This is a genomic window from Megasphaera sueciensis, assembly GCF_050219315.1.
GTDB classification, from domain to species: domain Bacteria; phylum Bacillota; class Negativicutes; order Veillonellales; family Megasphaeraceae; genus Megasphaera_A; species Megasphaera_A sueciensis.
In genome coordinates, this window is sequence record NZ_CP116939.1 from 2,846,422 (window position 1) to 2,859,292 (window position 12,871).

The window sequence follows — 12,871 nt, forward strand, 5'->3', positions numbered from 1 at the left end:
AACTCCTTTAAGTATAGTGAATAAAGGGTTGATATGATATACTAAACAAGTAATCAGCCCATTTTGATAGGTGGTGCGATTGCGTTTTCCCTCATTGTGTTCCAGCACAGTGGGGGATTTTTTATTGTCGTTCATTTTCCATTGCCGTAGTTGTAGTAAAGCTACTTTGTGTCTATAATATAGGCATAAAAATCTACTAAGAAAAAAACCTATGAGAACAATTAATAATTAATTGTTCTATAAATTAAAATCGGAGTAATAGAATATTGGGTAGAAGAATAAAATTGATTTAAAGCTTTAGAACAGATATCAACAAAATCTTCTAATGTTTTAGCATCATCAGATGGAACGGTCAATTGCGTAGAAGATACATCTAAAATGCCTAGTGTATACCACTTGCCGGGTAAGTCTACACCATATGTTCTATTTAAATCAGATTGTTTAATTGATAAACATCCTTCCCGCAATGTCCCGTTAATAGGTGTGCCTAAAAAGGGTATAGATAATTCTATTGCATCATCCATAGCAAAAATCATGTCTTGCATTAGTTTAATGCCTTTGCGAGTGTCTTTATCTTGAGGGATTTTAAACATAGCAAGATTTTTAGTAACCATAGGCATTAGGGATTTTATGGAACGCATGTCACGAATTTTTATGGGAGCCTCAATTACAACTAGTTTTCCGATACATGGGTTTGGAAATTCTACTAAAGAAGGAATCGCTAAATCATTTAATAAGTTGATAAGTTGGCTGTGATAAGGGTCATAATATTCTTCTGATTTTTCGTTGCTTTTATTATCTGAAAAATATTTTCCAGAGACAACCCCAACAGAACCGTTTCCAGAAATAGAAGAACCCTCAGAAGTGCCTGTTGTCTTGGTCACACTTCTCAGGGTTCCATTACGTATTTGCGAAATTAACGAATCAACACGTTCTTTATCTACATACAAAAAATCAATCAACGTTGAATCTTCAAAAAGCTCAGATCCGGTTTTGTCTTCTTTCCCCATTTTCCTACCTCCTCAGATATTTTTTTACAGCGGGAGGCATGTTCATCGTATCTTTTCTTTAATTCTTTCATATCAATTTTAATTTCAATTTGATTATTCATTTTAATACCTCCTTTTTTTCATTATAACAGTATAAAGAGAAGTGTACAATATTATTTTGTTTTAGTTGAATTACTTTGATATATTTTGACTATGGCTATCAACTCCTTTGAGATTGGTGCGATTGCGTTTTCCCGTTATTGGTTGCCGCCGGTGACGGGATTTTTTATTTTTCGATAATCTGAATATAGCGTTCTAATTCTTCCTTTTCGTATTTTGCAATCAAAGAAATTAATGTTTGGGGATTGTTGTTGTGAGTATGATATTCGTCAAAACAGTTGTAATATTCGCGGCGATCAGTGAATTTTATATCGACTGGTAATAGACCATTTTTGATAAGTTCGAAATTTAAAAGCAATCTGCCAGTTCTTCCATTCCCATCAATAAAAGGATGAATGGATTCAAATTCAAGATGAAAAAGAGCAACTGCTTCAATAATATGTCTTGTTTGTTTCCATTCTTCATAATGCTGTATAAGTTGTTCTATGGCTGGTGGTACTAAATAAGGTTGCGGTGGGGTATGAAGAGCACCAAGAATACGGACCGGAACATTTCTATATTTTCCGCGATTTCCCCGGTCATTCATTAGAACGAGAGAATGAATTGTTTTAATAGTTTGTTCTGTTAATGGTTCATTATGAGAGGCTAAATCAATAATATAGTAGAAGGCATCTTTAAAACCAATAACATCAAGATGGTCACGCAAAGGCTTTTCTGCAATTGTTATGCCTTCTTGCAAAATTAAAGCGGTTTCCCGTAGTGTTAGTGTATTACCTTCAATGGCGTTGGAATTATACGTTGTTTCGATAATGAATTCATCACGCAGACGTTTTAGTTCGGATTTATTTAAAGGACGTAGACTTCGTAGCTCGATTTCCAGTTCATTAATTTCTGTTAAGATGTCATTCATAAAGTGTTCCCCCTTTTTTTAGAATGCCTAGTTATTGATATATGTGTGATCAATATTATTAGTTATGCAACAACGAAAAATTGGATATAAGGTAAATCGGATTCTTTTATTTCATGATTGTGTAATAAATGTTCTAAGACATCTGCATGGGCTTCGGAATTAAAATCACCATTTTGAATATGGCTTATTTCATGTAAAACACCTTTTACTTGTACATTATGATCTACAAGTGAATTAACAAAAATAGTATACGTCCCATCTGTATTTGTATGGGTTAATGCCTTAATCTCAACTGGCATAGATTTGTATATAAGAATCACGTTCATTAATCATCGATACCTTCTTTTTTCTTTAATTCATTAATCATATTTACGATAAATTGAATATCTTCTTTTTTTAGGTTTTTAGATGCATCAAAAAGAATTCTTCCGTTGGGATTGGTACGAAGGGCTTCAGCGAGGGCGGCAACTTCTGGATCGTTGTAGTAGAGGGTTTTATCTGAACAACCATCTTGTTTATTAGTAGAGGAATCAATTCCCATTAACCATAAAACATCTACATTAAGAGTTTTTGCTAAAATATATAGTTTGTCTTGTTTTGGTTCTATTTTTCCAGATATATATTGACTGATTGCAGACTTTGGTAATCCTGTTAATTGCGCTAAATCAGTTTGTTTTAAACCACGCATATCTAATGCTTCTTTTAATCTTTTCGCTGTTGTTTTAACCATTATATTCATCCCTTTCTTATTTTTTTATTATACTACTAGTTGAACTTTAATTCAACATTTTGAATTAAAAAGTTACTTTTATTGAACTTTTATTCTTGACTTAGCTTTTATGTATGGTATACTGTGACTATAAAGTTCAATAAATTGAACCAAGAAAAGAGGTGAGAGAAGTGATTATTAAATTTGATTATAGTACCTTAAAAGGCGCTATTGTAAAAATATATGGAACGCAAAAAGCTTTTGCACGAGCAATGAATATGTCTGAAAGAACATTATCTCTTAAATTAAATAATCATATATTTTTTAATCAAGGGGAGATGACACAAGCAACCAAATTGTTGAACGGTCAAAACAATGATTTAAAAGAATTTTTTTTTACACCTAAAGTTCAAAAAATTGAACAAAGAAAAAACACTGCATAACAAGTAATGTATTATCCAATAACAGTTTAAATAACAGGGTTTTACATATTTCCGACATTATTGGCTAAAAAATATAAAAATTAATTTTCATAAAGAGGAGGTGAGAGAGGATGATTGGGAAAATAGTTATTCCGGATAAGGAGATTGCAGAACAAATAATTAAATTAAGAGCACAGTTGGATTCCATGAGGGATATAGCACGAGAAATAGCTCGTAAAACAGATGTAGATATTGTATTAACTTCTGAAAAAGAAAAGAACGATTGATTGCTGTCAACCGTTCTTAAACACTAATTTGATTTTAGATATTTAAGTATTGCATCTTGGGTTTCTCCGAGTGCATTGAAAAAACTGTCATATAATTCGTTAAAATGTTCTAAATCTCGAACATTTTTAGACTCTTCATCTAAATGAAGGTTTATATCTTGAAATTCTTTTTTTAATTCATCAATAGTCATCAATAATCATCTCCTTTGAGATGATTATATCACGAAAAGGAGGTGAGAAGGATGCTTAAGGAAGAACCTCAAGATACGCGCCGTTTTCAGTTATTGAGGCTGTGTGCACTCGTGGATTTACGAGAACAGTTATTACAAAAGATGAGAGAAATATCTGGATGGGATGCAAAAAAAATCCATCGACTGATTCAAGCATTAGATGAATCAATTGATGGAGAATTTTCAAAATTATCCGGAAGTAAATTTAGCTGCAATGACTGAAACTGCATTAAAGCTGAATTCTATGGCATGCTCCTTTAGATAATCTTTAGTCTTTGCCCAAACGGTATCATTTTTTACTGAATCAAGAAAAGATTGACCGGCAAGCGTTAGTTCTAGTTCAAGATATTGGTATGGATTTAATTTTGAACTAGCGTCTAAACCTTTTAGGTAATGAGCATCCATTAATATATGAATGTGGTAATCAATCATTCCCTGCGGGATTTCGGGATACGTAAAAGAACGATTACTACGAACCGTAGGAGTTGGGCAATCAGAGACGTCAATAAGTATGTCACGTAACAAATCAATATTAATCTGCATTGTAATCACCTCCTTTGAGATGATTATATCACTATAAGAGGAAGTGAGAATTTTGAACCAGTGGTGTTTAAATCTATTCAAGTTCTTTCAAAGAGGGAAACAATTTTATCAGGATCATCCGAGTGATAAGTTTTCGTTAATATTTTCATTGATAATTCTCTTTATATCCATTGTAGTGCTTTCGCTAGTGCTATTCCACTGAAAATTAAAGCAATCAGTGAAATCAAAATGGGAATACCGCGCCAAAAATAAATTTCAAAGTGCATGTCTTTGTAATCTTGTAGTAAAGCAATACCTGTATCGGTAATAGCATATATATCTTCAGGCACATCCATTCCTTCGAATTTTGTTGTTTTTGGCCGTGTTATAGCACCTGATTTAAGAAGAGAACTTATACGGAAGTTGACGGAACTATCCATATTACGAATTAAATATTCTAGTTCGGTGTACTTATGTTTAGATATGCATTTTAATACTTCGTATTCTTTTTTGGTTAACATTATAGCCATCTCCTTAGAGGAGATTATACCACACGGAAAGAAGGTGAACCAATATGGAAGGCACAATTATTTATGATCAATTGTATTCGGCTCCGCAGATGGCAAAACTGCTACACGTGGACAATAGGGTGATTTATAAAATGGCCTATTCCGGAGAAATCCCGCATGTCAAACTTACTGAAAAATCTGAAATTCGTTTTTGTGGTTGGCAGATCCGGCAATGGCTTGACAGTATAGCCAAGAGAAATGAGGTGAACGAAGGATGAATAAAGCAGAGGATACGATCGGAACGCCGTGGCTATTTGTGAATGACAACTACGACAATCTGCATGACGAAGTGATCGAGAATGCGGCAGCACGGACACGGGCCGAAATGGGAAAGCCGACCACATGGAAGGACGCATTGCAGGTAATCGGGTATTTAGCATTTTATGCAGGATTGGGATGTCTGCTAGCCTATGGATTCTGCAATGTGCCATAAAAACAAAAAGGAGATTGATCATAATGACAGATCAGAAAACGGAAGACCACAGTAGGGAAATAAAACAAATGTTTTGTAAGGCAGCAGATAATGGGTGTGCTATCGTGGGAATGGTAAAAGATGAAAGCGGTATACAATTATTAATCTCAAAAGCAACATCAAGAGACGTATTGCAAGCTGCTGTTCAGCTTTTAGCTGCAATAGAACCGGCTATTAATTTAGAAAGCCTTGCACACGATTTACCGCAAATGATACTTATGGAAAAGCGATTAAGCAACATTTCCTCACCATTTGCAGGCAAGAAAAATATACAGTAAAAAGCTGCTCACGGCAATGAGCAGCAACAAGTAATTACTTAAATGTTTTCGTGATTATTGTATCACAGAAAGCGAGATTTTAGCAAATGACAGCTGTAAACAAGTACTTGATTCATTTAATTGAAATACGAAATCATGCACAGATGACGAAAAACAAACAAGATTACGAATGCCTGGCATGGGCGGTCACTCAATTAGAACGAGTATTCAACATCAAGGGAGAGTGAACATATGAAAATAACACGGTTACACCTTGAAAATTTTCGTGGTATCAAGGAGCTGGATATCGACTTCGGTCCCATAGTAACCAACATCTATGGTGCAAATGGCACTGGCAAAACAACCATAGCAAACGCGGTAAGTTGGCTGTTGTTTGGCAAAGCAGCTACAGGCGAAAAAGATTTTAATCCTAAAACCGTAGGCGTACATGATCTGCACCATCTAGCCGAGGTTACATTTCAGGCCGAGAATGGCCGGATCGTACGGTTAAAGAAAGACTTTTACGAAATCTGGTCAAAGAAAAAAGGATCCAAGACAAAAACATTTTCTGGGAATACGACAGATTACTGGGTGGACGATATTCCATACAAGGAAAATGTTTATACTAAAACAATTCAATCATTATGTGGGGGAACATTGGAAATAGCAAAGCTTTTGACAATGTACGACTATTTTCCCGAAGTGATGAATGTCGAGGAACGCCGCAAGGTATTATTTGAGGTCTGCGGTGACATGACGGACGAAGAAGTAATTGCACAGACACCGGAGCTTGCCGATTTGCAGACATTTCTTAAACAGCCGGGAACATCAGGTCAAATGTACACTCCCGATGAGTACAAAAAAATTGCGATGGATCAGCGGCGTAAACTTAACGATAATTTAAAAATGTTGCCAGCCCGTATTGACGAGGTAACCAAGAGTATTCCAGAAACGCTGCCGGATGAAAAGAAAATTCAGAAAAAAATCGCCACGCTGCAGGAACAAAGCAATGGTATTGATGCCGATATCCGTGAAATACAGAACGGAGATACACAGGCGCTTGCTATACAGAAAAAAATTGCTGCCTTATCCACGGAATTAGAACAATCCCGGATGGCATTCACTGAGAAGGTAAGTGCCGAATACCAGAAGCAATATGCCCAGCAAGCTAAAATACAAAAACAGGGATATGCTCTGGATGAGGAATACGCCAAGGCATCCGCAGAACTAAAGAAACAGGTCGCAACCGTCGAGGACATGAAGCAGCAACGTAACCGATTGCTGCGAGAATTCTCAGAAGTGCAGGCATCACAGTGGGATGAAGGACAACAGATATGCCCCACCTGCCACCGGCCACTAGCTGCCGACAAGGTAGCAGAAATGCGGAAGCAATTCAATGCAGCAAAATCCGCTCATTTGGAAAATATCAACGAACGCGGCAAATTGTGTGGTAAAGAAGTTATTGGATCGTTAGAAGCACAAATCAATACCATTAAAAAGAGTATGGAGCAAATCGGTGCCGACAAAATGGTGATTGATAAAAACAAGGAGGCAGTCCATCGGATTCTGGCAAATCAGCTCCAATTCGAGAACACGAAAATTTATATTAAATCCATGCAGCAATTACGAGAATTAGAGGACCAGAACATTGATTCCAACACGGTCATCAGCGCAGCGATAGAAAAAAAGAAGCAACAGAAAGAAGCTTTGCAAATTCAAATACAGGTAACGAATAGAACGCTTGCGGCGATTGATGCAGCCAAACGCGCACAGCAGCGTATTGACGAACTGCAGCAGGAACAACGGCAGAACGGCGCAGACCTTGAAGAGTTGGAACATGGTTTGTACCTATGTGACGAATTCACACGGGCCAAGGTGCGGATGATCACGGACAATATCAACAATCGATTTCATTTCGTACACTTTAAACTTTTTGAGGAACAGCTCAATGGTGGTTTAAAAGAACTCTGTGAACCGATGGTGCAGAACGAAGTAGGTGCGTGGGTGGATTATCGCAGCGCAAATACGGCTGCACAGGTGAATGCGGGGATGGACATCATCAGTGTTCTGTCTGATTTTTACAACATACATTTGCCGGTATTTATAGATCGGGCAGAAAGTGTAACGGTGATACAGAATGCAGATAACACGCAATTGATCCGATTGATTGTATCACCGGACGATGCAACGCTGCGAGTAGAAAATAAATAGGAGAGTGAATATATATGGCAGAGAAAACAATGCAAAAATCGGAAAACAAGTTAAGTTTAAGTATTCGATTTCAACAGCAGGTATTGAAAGAATTTACAAATAACATCGGGCAAATTCGCGTAACAGATTACCAAAAACAAATTTTACAAGGATATTTTATTAGAATTGATCGGACGCTTACGAATTCGGAAGAGGAACGGGTACGGAAAAATGATGCGAATAGAGACCATAAGTACGACAATCTATTGCCGTATAGCTGGAGTAACGTCAATGTACGTGACTTATGTATGGACGTGGTACATTATGCGCAACTGGGACTTGATATGATGCAGGACAATTTTCTTTTTCCGATCCCCTATAAAAACAACAAGGAAAACTGTTATGACATCACACTAATGATTGGGTATATGGGAAAACGATATATTGCCTTGAAATATGCCCTTGATAAGCCGACGAATGTAACCGTGGAAATTGTACATAAAGCAGATACATTTAAACCAATTATGAAAAGTCGTAGTAATCCTGTCGAAAGCTATGAATTTGACATTGAAAATCCATTTGACCGCGGCGAGATTATTGGGGCATTCGGCTATATCGAATATGAAGATCCGAAAAAGAATGAACTGGTTATGATGAGCATGGCCGACATACTCAAACGGAAACCAAAATATGCCAGTGCGAATTTTTGGGGCGGATCTTTGAAAGTATGGAAAAAAGAAAAACAAATCGAGGAACAGAAAGAAGGATGGCTGGAGGAAATGTGCCAAAAGACCATGATGCGTGAGGTATATTCTCCCAAACATATATTGATTGATCCCAAGAAAATTGACGACAGTTACCAGTACATGAAGCAGCAGGAACAACGATTGAATGCAGCTAATGATGAGGTACAGCAAGCCATTGAGATAGAGGCAAATAGCGTACCATTTGAAGAACCAGAGCAACAATTGGCACAGGGATTGACAGGAATATCACAAGAACAGTCAATACCGGTACCGTCCGAAAGTGTACCAAATTTAACTGAAAATATGCAGAAAAACAGCAGGAAAAATACTCATTCCAGTCAGAATGTACGAAATTCAACGAAGAAAACGACTAATCCGGAATTACCACCAGCAACAGAACCGTTTGATGAGATTGACCGCATGGGCGATGATATGTTCAAAGATACTGAGGATATGAATGAAGCCGCAGGACGTGCCGATCTTGCGCCGGATCCAGTGGGGGGACCGACGTTTTGATTTTTATCCGAGTACTTGCATCCGGCAGCAGCGGTAATTGCTATTATGTATCAGACGGCAAAACCGTCATCCTGCTGGACGCTGGGATTCCTTTCAAGAAGATCCAGGAGCGTTGCGGATTCCACACGAGCAGTATTGCAGCAGTATTGATCACACATCGGCATGGTGATCATGCCAAAGCGGTTCCGGAACTGCTGCGGCGCGGCATCAAAGTATTTAGCAATCACGATGTATGCGCATTGTTTCCAGAAATAAAGATAGCAAAAGCGGGTGTTCCATATGGCATTGGAACATTTGCATTCCGGGCGTTTGAATGTCAGCACGATGTGGAATGTTACGGGTATCTGATAGAATCACAAATAACGGGAGAACGACTGCTGTATTTTACCGATACCGCATATATCAAATATAGATTTCATTCTATCAATTACATTATGGCCGAGGCAAATTACAGTTTTGATGCCTTGGCCAACAATGCTAAAACCAGTAAATTACCGTACTTCGTGAGCGAACGGGTACTGCAGACGCATATGAGTATTGATACATTGCTGGCTTTCTTGCAAGCCAATGATTTACGCGGTGTAAAAGAAATTTATTTGTTGCATCTGAGCAATGCCAACAGTGACGCAGTGGATTTTAAGCGGCGTGTGGAGGAAGAAACTGGCGCAGCTGTATATGTATTTTAAAAGGAGAGAACATGAGCAAAAAGGTAAAACGAGAAAATTATCTATTAGCCAATTGTAGGGAATGCGGATCGGTACCGAGTGTTGTAAAAAGTAAAATTACAAAGCAGTATTCCGCATACCAAGTAAAATGTCCTCAATGTGGGGTACATACTAAATTATGTAGTACGGCGGAATGTGCTGTTAAATGTTGGAATATGGGTTCGGGAATAACGGGAGGTAATAATCATGGAACAGACGAGTAGTATGCAGATTAAAAAGGTCAAGTATAGTGAAAATGCCGGAAAAATAAGCGTTGAATTTTCTAAGACAGCAGATGGACATACGGCAGAATATTCGGGTACATTCGATGAACAAGCCGAACCGGCTTTTTATAGCACACTCGATAAACTGCTTGATCCGGTACTTCAGATTTTAGCTTTTAATCCTAAAGAATTTGAGGATCGTATCCATCCATACGGCGTTACATACAAGTACGGCAAAGATGGTACTATGTCGGCCATTATATCCAGTAAGTTAGATGTAAACGAAACACAGATTGCCATTAATACACCTATCCGGTCTTGTAAAACGGAGAACACGGAAGAATCAGCATCTTATTTTAATGAGGATACGGTAAAGGTTCTGCAGACGCTGCAGCAGCTTACAGAAAATTATTTACAGGGTAAGCGGGCGCAAATGTCGCTATTTGAGGGGCAAAACGAACAGCCGGATGAAGAGCGAGATGAGGATCCGTTCCGCGACGATCCGAAAGGCAATATTGTGAATATTGGAAAAGTAACAGCGAATAATATGCAGTCACCAACGCAAGCATAGGAGATAACCCATGAAAAAGGGAATTGATTATTTCCCTTTGGATGTAGACTTCTTTGAAGACGAGAAGATTCAGTTTGTTTCTGCCAGATTTGGAATTAAAGGTGAAGTATGTGCGATACGCCTGCTAACGCGGATTTATCGTAACGGGTACTTCGTAAAGTGGGATGAGGATTCATCATACTTATTCGCGAAAGTTGCGGGAAAAGAGTTTACCCCTGGCTTAGTAAATGAAGTTGTGAATGAATTGATCAAACGCGGTTTTTTCGATGAAACCCTTTTTGATTCGCTCGGAATCTTAACATCCCACGGCATACAGGAACGCTTCTTTAAAGCATGTGAGAGAAGGAAATCTGTTGAGGTCGATCAGCAATTGTTGTTGGTCGATCCGGCAGACTTTAAAAATCTAAAAATCGGCATGTCTTCTTTAAGTATGCATTTAAACGGGAAATGTAAACATGATGTTAACATTTTAGATAAAAATGTAGACATTTCTACAAAAAATGACAACATTTCATCACAAAGTAGAGTAAAGGAAAGTAAAGTAGATATACCTACTACTACGGAATACGATGAAACATTTGCTGTTGTGGCCAAGAGCTATCAAGATAATATCCGACCTGTCATGAATGCGATTGAATCAGACAAGTTGATGGATTTGGTAGAAACCTATGGGAAGGATTCTTGTTTGAAGGCAATTGAACGAGCGGTGGTTCGCGGTAAACCAAATTTAAGTTACATTGCCGGTATCCTGAATTCTTGGCAGCAGCACGGATATGATGAAGAAGGAGATGCATTACATGGCAGAACTGGAACCAATAGCAAACACATGCACCAAATTTCAAGAAAAAATGGTGGCATTACATCTACAGCCAAGTCAGCCGCCATTGACTGGTCCAAAGAACCTGACACGTTGTAAAGACGACTATCATAAAAAACTTGTTGCCCATGGGATTGAACGGCGGTATTGGAACTGTACATTCGATCAGTTACGTACCTATCCAACCGAATTAAGTAATGCTATTCAGCGATGTAAGAATTATGCGGATAAATTTGAAACGTACAAACGACGTGGCATCGGGTTATTAATGAAAGGACCTGTCGGAACAATGAAGACAACGCTGGCTGTAGCTATCCTGCAGGAAACGATCCAACATTATGGCGGCGGTTATTTTATCAGTATGGCATCGCTGCTGGATAAGATGCTGACCATGGGTAAGAAAGGATCACCGGAAGATCTGCTGAACTTTGAAAGCCGGATCCGAAATACGCCATTATTATTGTTAGACGACTTAGGCACGGAGTATCAGAACAATTGGGTAATTACGAAGGTAGATGCGATTATCAGCGAACGGTATAACCGGATGCTGCCGATTATTATTACCACAAATTTAAATGCCGACGGCTTAATGGGACAGTATCAAGAACGAATTTATGACAGGCTGAAAAGTACATCCTTAGTATTGAACTTTAATGGGGTGAGTCAACGGCAAGGTCCTAAATGGGAGGATGATAAAGAATGAAAGATGAATATGGGTTCGAAAAAACAAGAATAGACGGGGCAAAAATTATATCAGTAATTTGTATTGAATCAGCACAGGGGGATGGAACAGAAAAAAATCCCACCAAGCGGGTAGAAGAATTCTACTCTCTTAGTGGGGTTAAAATTGGAGAATTAAATGGTTCTCAATGTTTATCTATCATTGATAATGCTTTATCTGCTTCTTTTCCTGATAAAATTAAATGACATAATGAGAGAATAAAACCTTTCATGTCTTCCACATTATAATCTGGATGTTTTTTTATTTCATGTGTTTCATCATTGCCAATCCAAGAAGCAGCTTTAGCAAGAGCTTCAATCTTTGGATCTTTTATTCGAGCAATGGATTGACTTAATGTTTCTGATAAAATAGTTTCTTTATCATCAGGGAATATTTCAGGGACATAAGATTTAACTAATTTTTCTAAAGCTCTACGGTAAGCGATACCTGTTATTTTATTTAAACCTAATGTTTCTGCTCTGGCAGCTTGTGAGTAAATTTCGTAAAAATCAAGATAATAATCTTTCATTCCCTCTGGTATAGGAATTTTAGTAAAGTCATTTGGTTCTATTCTTTTTAAGTTAGAAATGCATCTGGCAGTACTTACCACAGTTGCTTCTGATAGTATTTTAATTTCATATAAAGCAAAAAATAAATTATCACAATGTGTACATTGTAATAAAATTCCAATTTGTTTTTCATTTTGAACATTTCGAATATGTAGAGGTGTAGAGTATTCTATCATATCAGGGGCTATTCCATATCCACATATTGGACAAGTATTAGGAAGTTTAAAGTTTACGATACTCTTTGTTTGATTACCATTTCCTGTTGGAACTAAACAGTCAATTTTTGTATCCATTTATGATTCATCTCCTTTAGGATGATTATATCA

The 12,871-nt window shown here is 37.6% G+C and carries 24 protein-coding genes; 15 read left to right on the top strand and 9 right to left on the bottom strand.

Annotated features, from left to right (window positions below):
• Nucleotides 1–221 precede the first annotated feature (221 nt).
• From NXG62_RS13685 to NXG62_RS13705, 5 genes are all read right to left on the bottom strand, one after another.
• Nucleotides 222–1,010, bottom strand: coding sequence for a DUF6414 family protein (locus NXG62_RS13685; RefSeq protein WP_427112958.1), 789 nt, complete (start codon nt 1,008–1,010; stop codon nt 222–224).
• Entirely contained in the window at nt 959–1,111 is a 153-nt protein-coding gene (locus tag NXG62_RS13690) for a hypothetical protein (RefSeq protein ID WP_427112959.1), read from the bottom strand. Before NXG62_RS13690 ends, NXG62_RS13685 begins: the two co-directional genes overlap by 52 nt.
• Before the next feature lie 164 nt (nt 1,112–1,275).
• Nucleotides 1,276–2,019 (bottom strand): Fic family protein, encoded by a 744-nt coding sequence (locus NXG62_RS13695; protein WP_427112960.1) that lies wholly within the window; start codon nt 2,017–2,019, stop codon nt 1,276–1,278.
• 62 nt (nt 2,020–2,081) lie between these two features.
• Complete coding sequence (locus NXG62_RS13700; protein WP_427112961.1) at nt 2,082–2,345, bottom strand: hypothetical protein; 264 nt, start codon at nt 2,343–2,345, stop codon at nt 2,082–2,084.
• Nucleotides 2,345–2,749 carry a helix-turn-helix domain-containing protein gene (locus NXG62_RS13705; protein WP_427112962.1) on the bottom strand — a complete coding sequence of 135 codons (405 nt, stop codon included), beginning with the start codon at nt 2,747–2,749 and terminating at the stop codon, nt 2,345–2,347. Before NXG62_RS13705 ends, NXG62_RS13700 begins: the two co-directional genes overlap by 1 nt.
• A 170-nt stretch (nt 2,750–2,919) precedes the next feature.
• On the opposite strand from NXG62_RS13705, the gene NXG62_RS13710 reads away from it, so the two are divergent.
• Both NXG62_RS13710 and NXG62_RS13715 read left to right on the top strand, forming a co-directional pair.
• The gene (locus NXG62_RS13710; protein ID WP_427112963.1) at nt 2,920–3,171 is read left to right on the top strand and encodes a DUF739 family protein; all 252 of its coding nucleotides are present in this window, start codon (nt 2,920–2,922) and stop codon (nt 3,169–3,171) included.
• 110 nt (nt 3,172–3,281) lie between these two features.
• Nucleotides 3,282–3,437 (top strand): hypothetical protein, encoded by a 156-nt coding sequence (locus tag NXG62_RS13715; protein ID WP_427112964.1) that lies wholly within the window; start codon nt 3,282–3,284, stop codon nt 3,435–3,437.
• Nucleotides 3,438–3,460: 23 nt separating this feature from the next.
• On the opposite strand, the gene NXG62_RS13720 is transcribed toward NXG62_RS13715, so the two are convergent.
• Nucleotides 3,461–3,628, bottom strand: coding sequence for a hypothetical protein (locus NXG62_RS13720; RefSeq protein ID WP_427112965.1), 168 nt, complete (start codon nt 3,626–3,628; stop codon nt 3,461–3,463).
• 51 nt (nt 3,629–3,679) lie between these two features.
• Here NXG62_RS13720 and NXG62_RS13725 point away from each other — a divergent pair, with 51 nt between their 5' ends.
• Entirely contained in the window at nt 3,680–3,889 is a 210-nt protein-coding gene (locus NXG62_RS13725; protein ID WP_427112966.1) for a hypothetical protein, read from the top strand.
• On the opposite strand, the gene NXG62_RS13730 is transcribed toward NXG62_RS13725, so the two are convergent.
• Nucleotides 3,857–4,210 carry a DUF2513 domain-containing protein gene (locus tag NXG62_RS13730; protein ID WP_427112967.1) on the bottom strand — a complete coding sequence of 118 codons (354 nt, stop codon included), beginning with the start codon at nt 4,208–4,210 and terminating at the stop codon, nt 3,857–3,859. The genes NXG62_RS13725 and NXG62_RS13730 overlap by 33 nt on opposite strands.
• A 161-nt stretch (nt 4,211–4,371) precedes the next feature.
• Nucleotides 4,372–4,710 carry a hypothetical protein gene (locus tag NXG62_RS13735; RefSeq protein WP_427112968.1) on the bottom strand — a complete coding sequence of 113 codons (339 nt, stop codon included), beginning with the start codon at nt 4,708–4,710 and terminating at the stop codon, nt 4,372–4,374.
• Nucleotides 4,711–4,763: 53 nt separating this feature from the next.
• Here NXG62_RS13735 and NXG62_RS13740 point away from each other — a divergent pair, with 53 nt between their 5' ends.
• The 12 genes from NXG62_RS13740 (at nt 4,764) to NXG62_RS13795 (ending at nt 12,182) form a co-directional block, all read left to right on the top strand.
• Entirely contained in the window at nt 4,764–4,976 is a 213-nt protein-coding gene (locus NXG62_RS13740; RefSeq protein WP_427112969.1) for a helix-turn-helix domain-containing protein, read from the top strand.
• Nucleotides 4,973–5,191, top strand: a complete 219-nt coding sequence (locus NXG62_RS13745) for a hypothetical protein (RefSeq protein ID WP_427112970.1) — start codon at nt 4,973–4,975, stop codon at nt 5,189–5,191. Before NXG62_RS13740 ends, NXG62_RS13745 begins: the two co-directional genes overlap by 4 nt.
• A gap of 23 nt (nt 5,192–5,214) precedes the next feature.
• Complete coding sequence (locus NXG62_RS13750; protein ID WP_427112971.1) at nt 5,215–5,508, top strand: hypothetical protein; 294 nt, start codon at nt 5,215–5,217, stop codon at nt 5,506–5,508.
• Nucleotides 5,509–5,594: 86 nt separating this feature from the next.
• The gene (locus NXG62_RS13755) at nt 5,595–5,735 is read left to right on the top strand and encodes a hypothetical protein (RefSeq protein ID WP_427112972.1); all 141 of its coding nucleotides are present in this window, start codon (nt 5,595–5,597) and stop codon (nt 5,733–5,735) included.
• Nucleotides 5,736–5,739: 4 nt separating this feature from the next.
• Nucleotides 5,740–7,698 carry an AAA family ATPase gene (locus NXG62_RS13760; RefSeq protein WP_427112973.1) on the top strand — a complete coding sequence of 653 codons (1,959 nt, stop codon included), beginning with the start codon at nt 5,740–5,742 and terminating at the stop codon, nt 7,696–7,698.
• A 14-nt stretch (nt 7,699–7,712) separates the two neighbouring features.
• Nucleotides 7,713–8,939 (top strand): recombinase RecT, encoded by a 1,227-nt coding sequence (locus tag NXG62_RS13765; protein WP_427112974.1) that lies wholly within the window; start codon nt 7,713–7,715, stop codon nt 8,937–8,939.
• Nucleotides 8,936–9,625 (top strand): MBL fold metallo-hydrolase, encoded by a 690-nt coding sequence (locus NXG62_RS13770; protein ID WP_427112975.1) that lies wholly within the window; start codon nt 8,936–8,938, stop codon nt 9,623–9,625. The genes NXG62_RS13765 and NXG62_RS13770 overlap by 4 nt, the downstream gene beginning before the upstream one ends.
• An 11-nt stretch (nt 9,626–9,636) precedes the next feature.
• The gene (locus tag NXG62_RS13775) at nt 9,637–9,867 is read left to right on the top strand and encodes a hypothetical protein (RefSeq protein ID WP_427112976.1); all 231 of its coding nucleotides are present in this window, start codon (nt 9,637–9,639) and stop codon (nt 9,865–9,867) included.
• Nucleotides 9,851–10,438: a hypothetical protein gene (locus NXG62_RS13780; protein WP_427112977.1), complete on the top strand. Its 588-nt coding sequence runs from the start codon at nt 9,851–9,853 to the stop codon at nt 10,436–10,438. The genes NXG62_RS13775 and NXG62_RS13780 overlap by 17 nt, the downstream gene beginning before the upstream one ends.
• Nucleotides 10,439–10,448: 10 nt before the next feature.
• On the top strand, nt 10,449–11,354 hold the full coding sequence (locus tag NXG62_RS13785) for a Lin1244/Lin1753 domain-containing protein (RefSeq protein ID WP_427112978.1): 906 nt from the start codon (nt 10,449–10,451) through the stop codon (nt 11,352–11,354).
• The gene (locus NXG62_RS13790) at nt 11,236–11,958 is read left to right on the top strand and encodes an ATP-binding protein (protein ID WP_427112979.1); all 723 of its coding nucleotides are present in this window, start codon (nt 11,236–11,238) and stop codon (nt 11,956–11,958) included. Before NXG62_RS13785 ends, NXG62_RS13790 begins: the two co-directional genes overlap by 119 nt.
• On the top strand, nt 11,955–12,182 hold the full coding sequence (locus tag NXG62_RS13795; protein WP_427112980.1) for a hypothetical protein: 228 nt from the start codon (nt 11,955–11,957) through the stop codon (nt 12,180–12,182). Before NXG62_RS13790 ends, NXG62_RS13795 begins: the two co-directional genes overlap by 4 nt.
• Here the strand turns inward: NXG62_RS13795 and NXG62_RS13800 are convergent.
• A complete protein-coding gene (locus NXG62_RS13800; protein WP_427112981.1) occupies nt 12,122–12,838 on the bottom strand; it encodes a hypothetical protein in 717 nt (238 codons plus the stop codon). The genes NXG62_RS13795 and NXG62_RS13800 overlap by 61 nt on opposite strands.
• Nucleotides 12,839–12,871: the final 33 nt, after the last annotated feature.

What these genes read in the sequence shown, in the direction of transcription:
- NXG62_RS13685 (WP_427112958.1), bottom strand. Translation starts at nt 1,010, where the DNA reads ATGGGGAAAGAAGACAAAACCGGATCTGAGCTTTTTGAAGATTCAACG.
- NXG62_RS13690 (WP_427112959.1), bottom strand. Translation starts at nt 1,111, where the DNA reads ATGAATAATCAAATTGAAATTAAAATTGATATGAAAGAATTAAAGAAA.
- NXG62_RS13695 (WP_427112960.1), bottom strand. Translation starts at nt 2,019, where the DNA reads ATGAATGACATCTTAACAGAAATTAATGAACTGGAAATCGAGCTACGA.
- NXG62_RS13700 (WP_427112961.1), bottom strand. Translation starts at nt 2,345, where the DNA reads ATGAACGTGATTCTTATATACAAATCTATGCCAGTTGAGATTAAGGCA.
- NXG62_RS13705 (WP_427112962.1), bottom strand. Translation starts at nt 2,749, where the DNA reads ATGGTTAAAACAACAGCGAAAAGATTAAAAGAAGCATTAGATATGCGT.
- NXG62_RS13715 (WP_427112964.1), top strand. Translation starts at nt 3,282, where the DNA reads ATGATTGGGAAAATAGTTATTCCGGATAAGGAGATTGCAGAACAAATA.
- NXG62_RS13720 (WP_427112965.1), bottom strand. Translation starts at nt 3,628, where the DNA reads ATGACTATTGATGAATTAAAAAAAGAATTTCAAGATATAAACCTTCAT.
- NXG62_RS13725 (WP_427112966.1), top strand. Translation starts at nt 3,680, where the DNA reads ATGCTTAAGGAAGAACCTCAAGATACGCGCCGTTTTCAGTTATTGAGG.
- NXG62_RS13730 (WP_427112967.1), bottom strand. Translation starts at nt 4,210, where the DNA reads ATGCAGATTAATATTGATTTGTTACGTGACATACTTATTGACGTCTCT.
- NXG62_RS13735 (WP_427112968.1), bottom strand. Translation starts at nt 4,710, where the DNA reads ATGTTAACCAAAAAAGAATACGAAGTATTAAAATGCATATCTAAACAT.
- NXG62_RS13740 (WP_427112969.1), top strand. Translation starts at nt 4,764, where the DNA reads ATGGAAGGCACAATTATTTATGATCAATTGTATTCGGCTCCGCAGATG.
- NXG62_RS13745 (WP_427112970.1), top strand. Translation starts at nt 4,973, where the DNA reads ATGAATAAAGCAGAGGATACGATCGGAACGCCGTGGCTATTTGTGAAT.
- NXG62_RS13750 (WP_427112971.1), top strand. Translation starts at nt 5,215, where the DNA reads ATGACAGATCAGAAAACGGAAGACCACAGTAGGGAAATAAAACAAATG.
- NXG62_RS13755 (WP_427112972.1), top strand. Translation starts at nt 5,595, where the DNA reads ATGACAGCTGTAAACAAGTACTTGATTCATTTAATTGAAATACGAAAT.
- NXG62_RS13760 (WP_427112973.1), top strand. Translation starts at nt 5,740, where the DNA reads ATGAAAATAACACGGTTACACCTTGAAAATTTTCGTGGTATCAAGGAG.
- NXG62_RS13765 (WP_427112974.1), top strand. Translation starts at nt 7,713, where the DNA reads ATGGCAGAGAAAACAATGCAAAAATCGGAAAACAAGTTAAGTTTAAGT.
- NXG62_RS13775 (WP_427112976.1), top strand. Translation starts at nt 9,637, where the DNA reads ATGAGCAAAAAGGTAAAACGAGAAAATTATCTATTAGCCAATTGTAGG.
- NXG62_RS13780 (WP_427112977.1), top strand. Translation starts at nt 9,851, where the DNA reads ATGGAACAGACGAGTAGTATGCAGATTAAAAAGGTCAAGTATAGTGAA.
- NXG62_RS13785 (WP_427112978.1), top strand. Translation starts at nt 10,449, where the DNA reads ATGAAAAAGGGAATTGATTATTTCCCTTTGGATGTAGACTTCTTTGAA.
- NXG62_RS13790 (WP_427112979.1), top strand. Translation starts at nt 11,236, where the DNA reads ATGGCAGAACTGGAACCAATAGCAAACACATGCACCAAATTTCAAGAA.
- NXG62_RS13795 (WP_427112980.1), top strand. Translation starts at nt 11,955, where the DNA reads ATGAAAGATGAATATGGGTTCGAAAAAACAAGAATAGACGGGGCAAAA.
- NXG62_RS13800 (WP_427112981.1), bottom strand. Translation starts at nt 12,838, where the DNA reads ATGGATACAAAAATTGACTGTTTAGTTCCAACAGGAAATGGTAATCAA.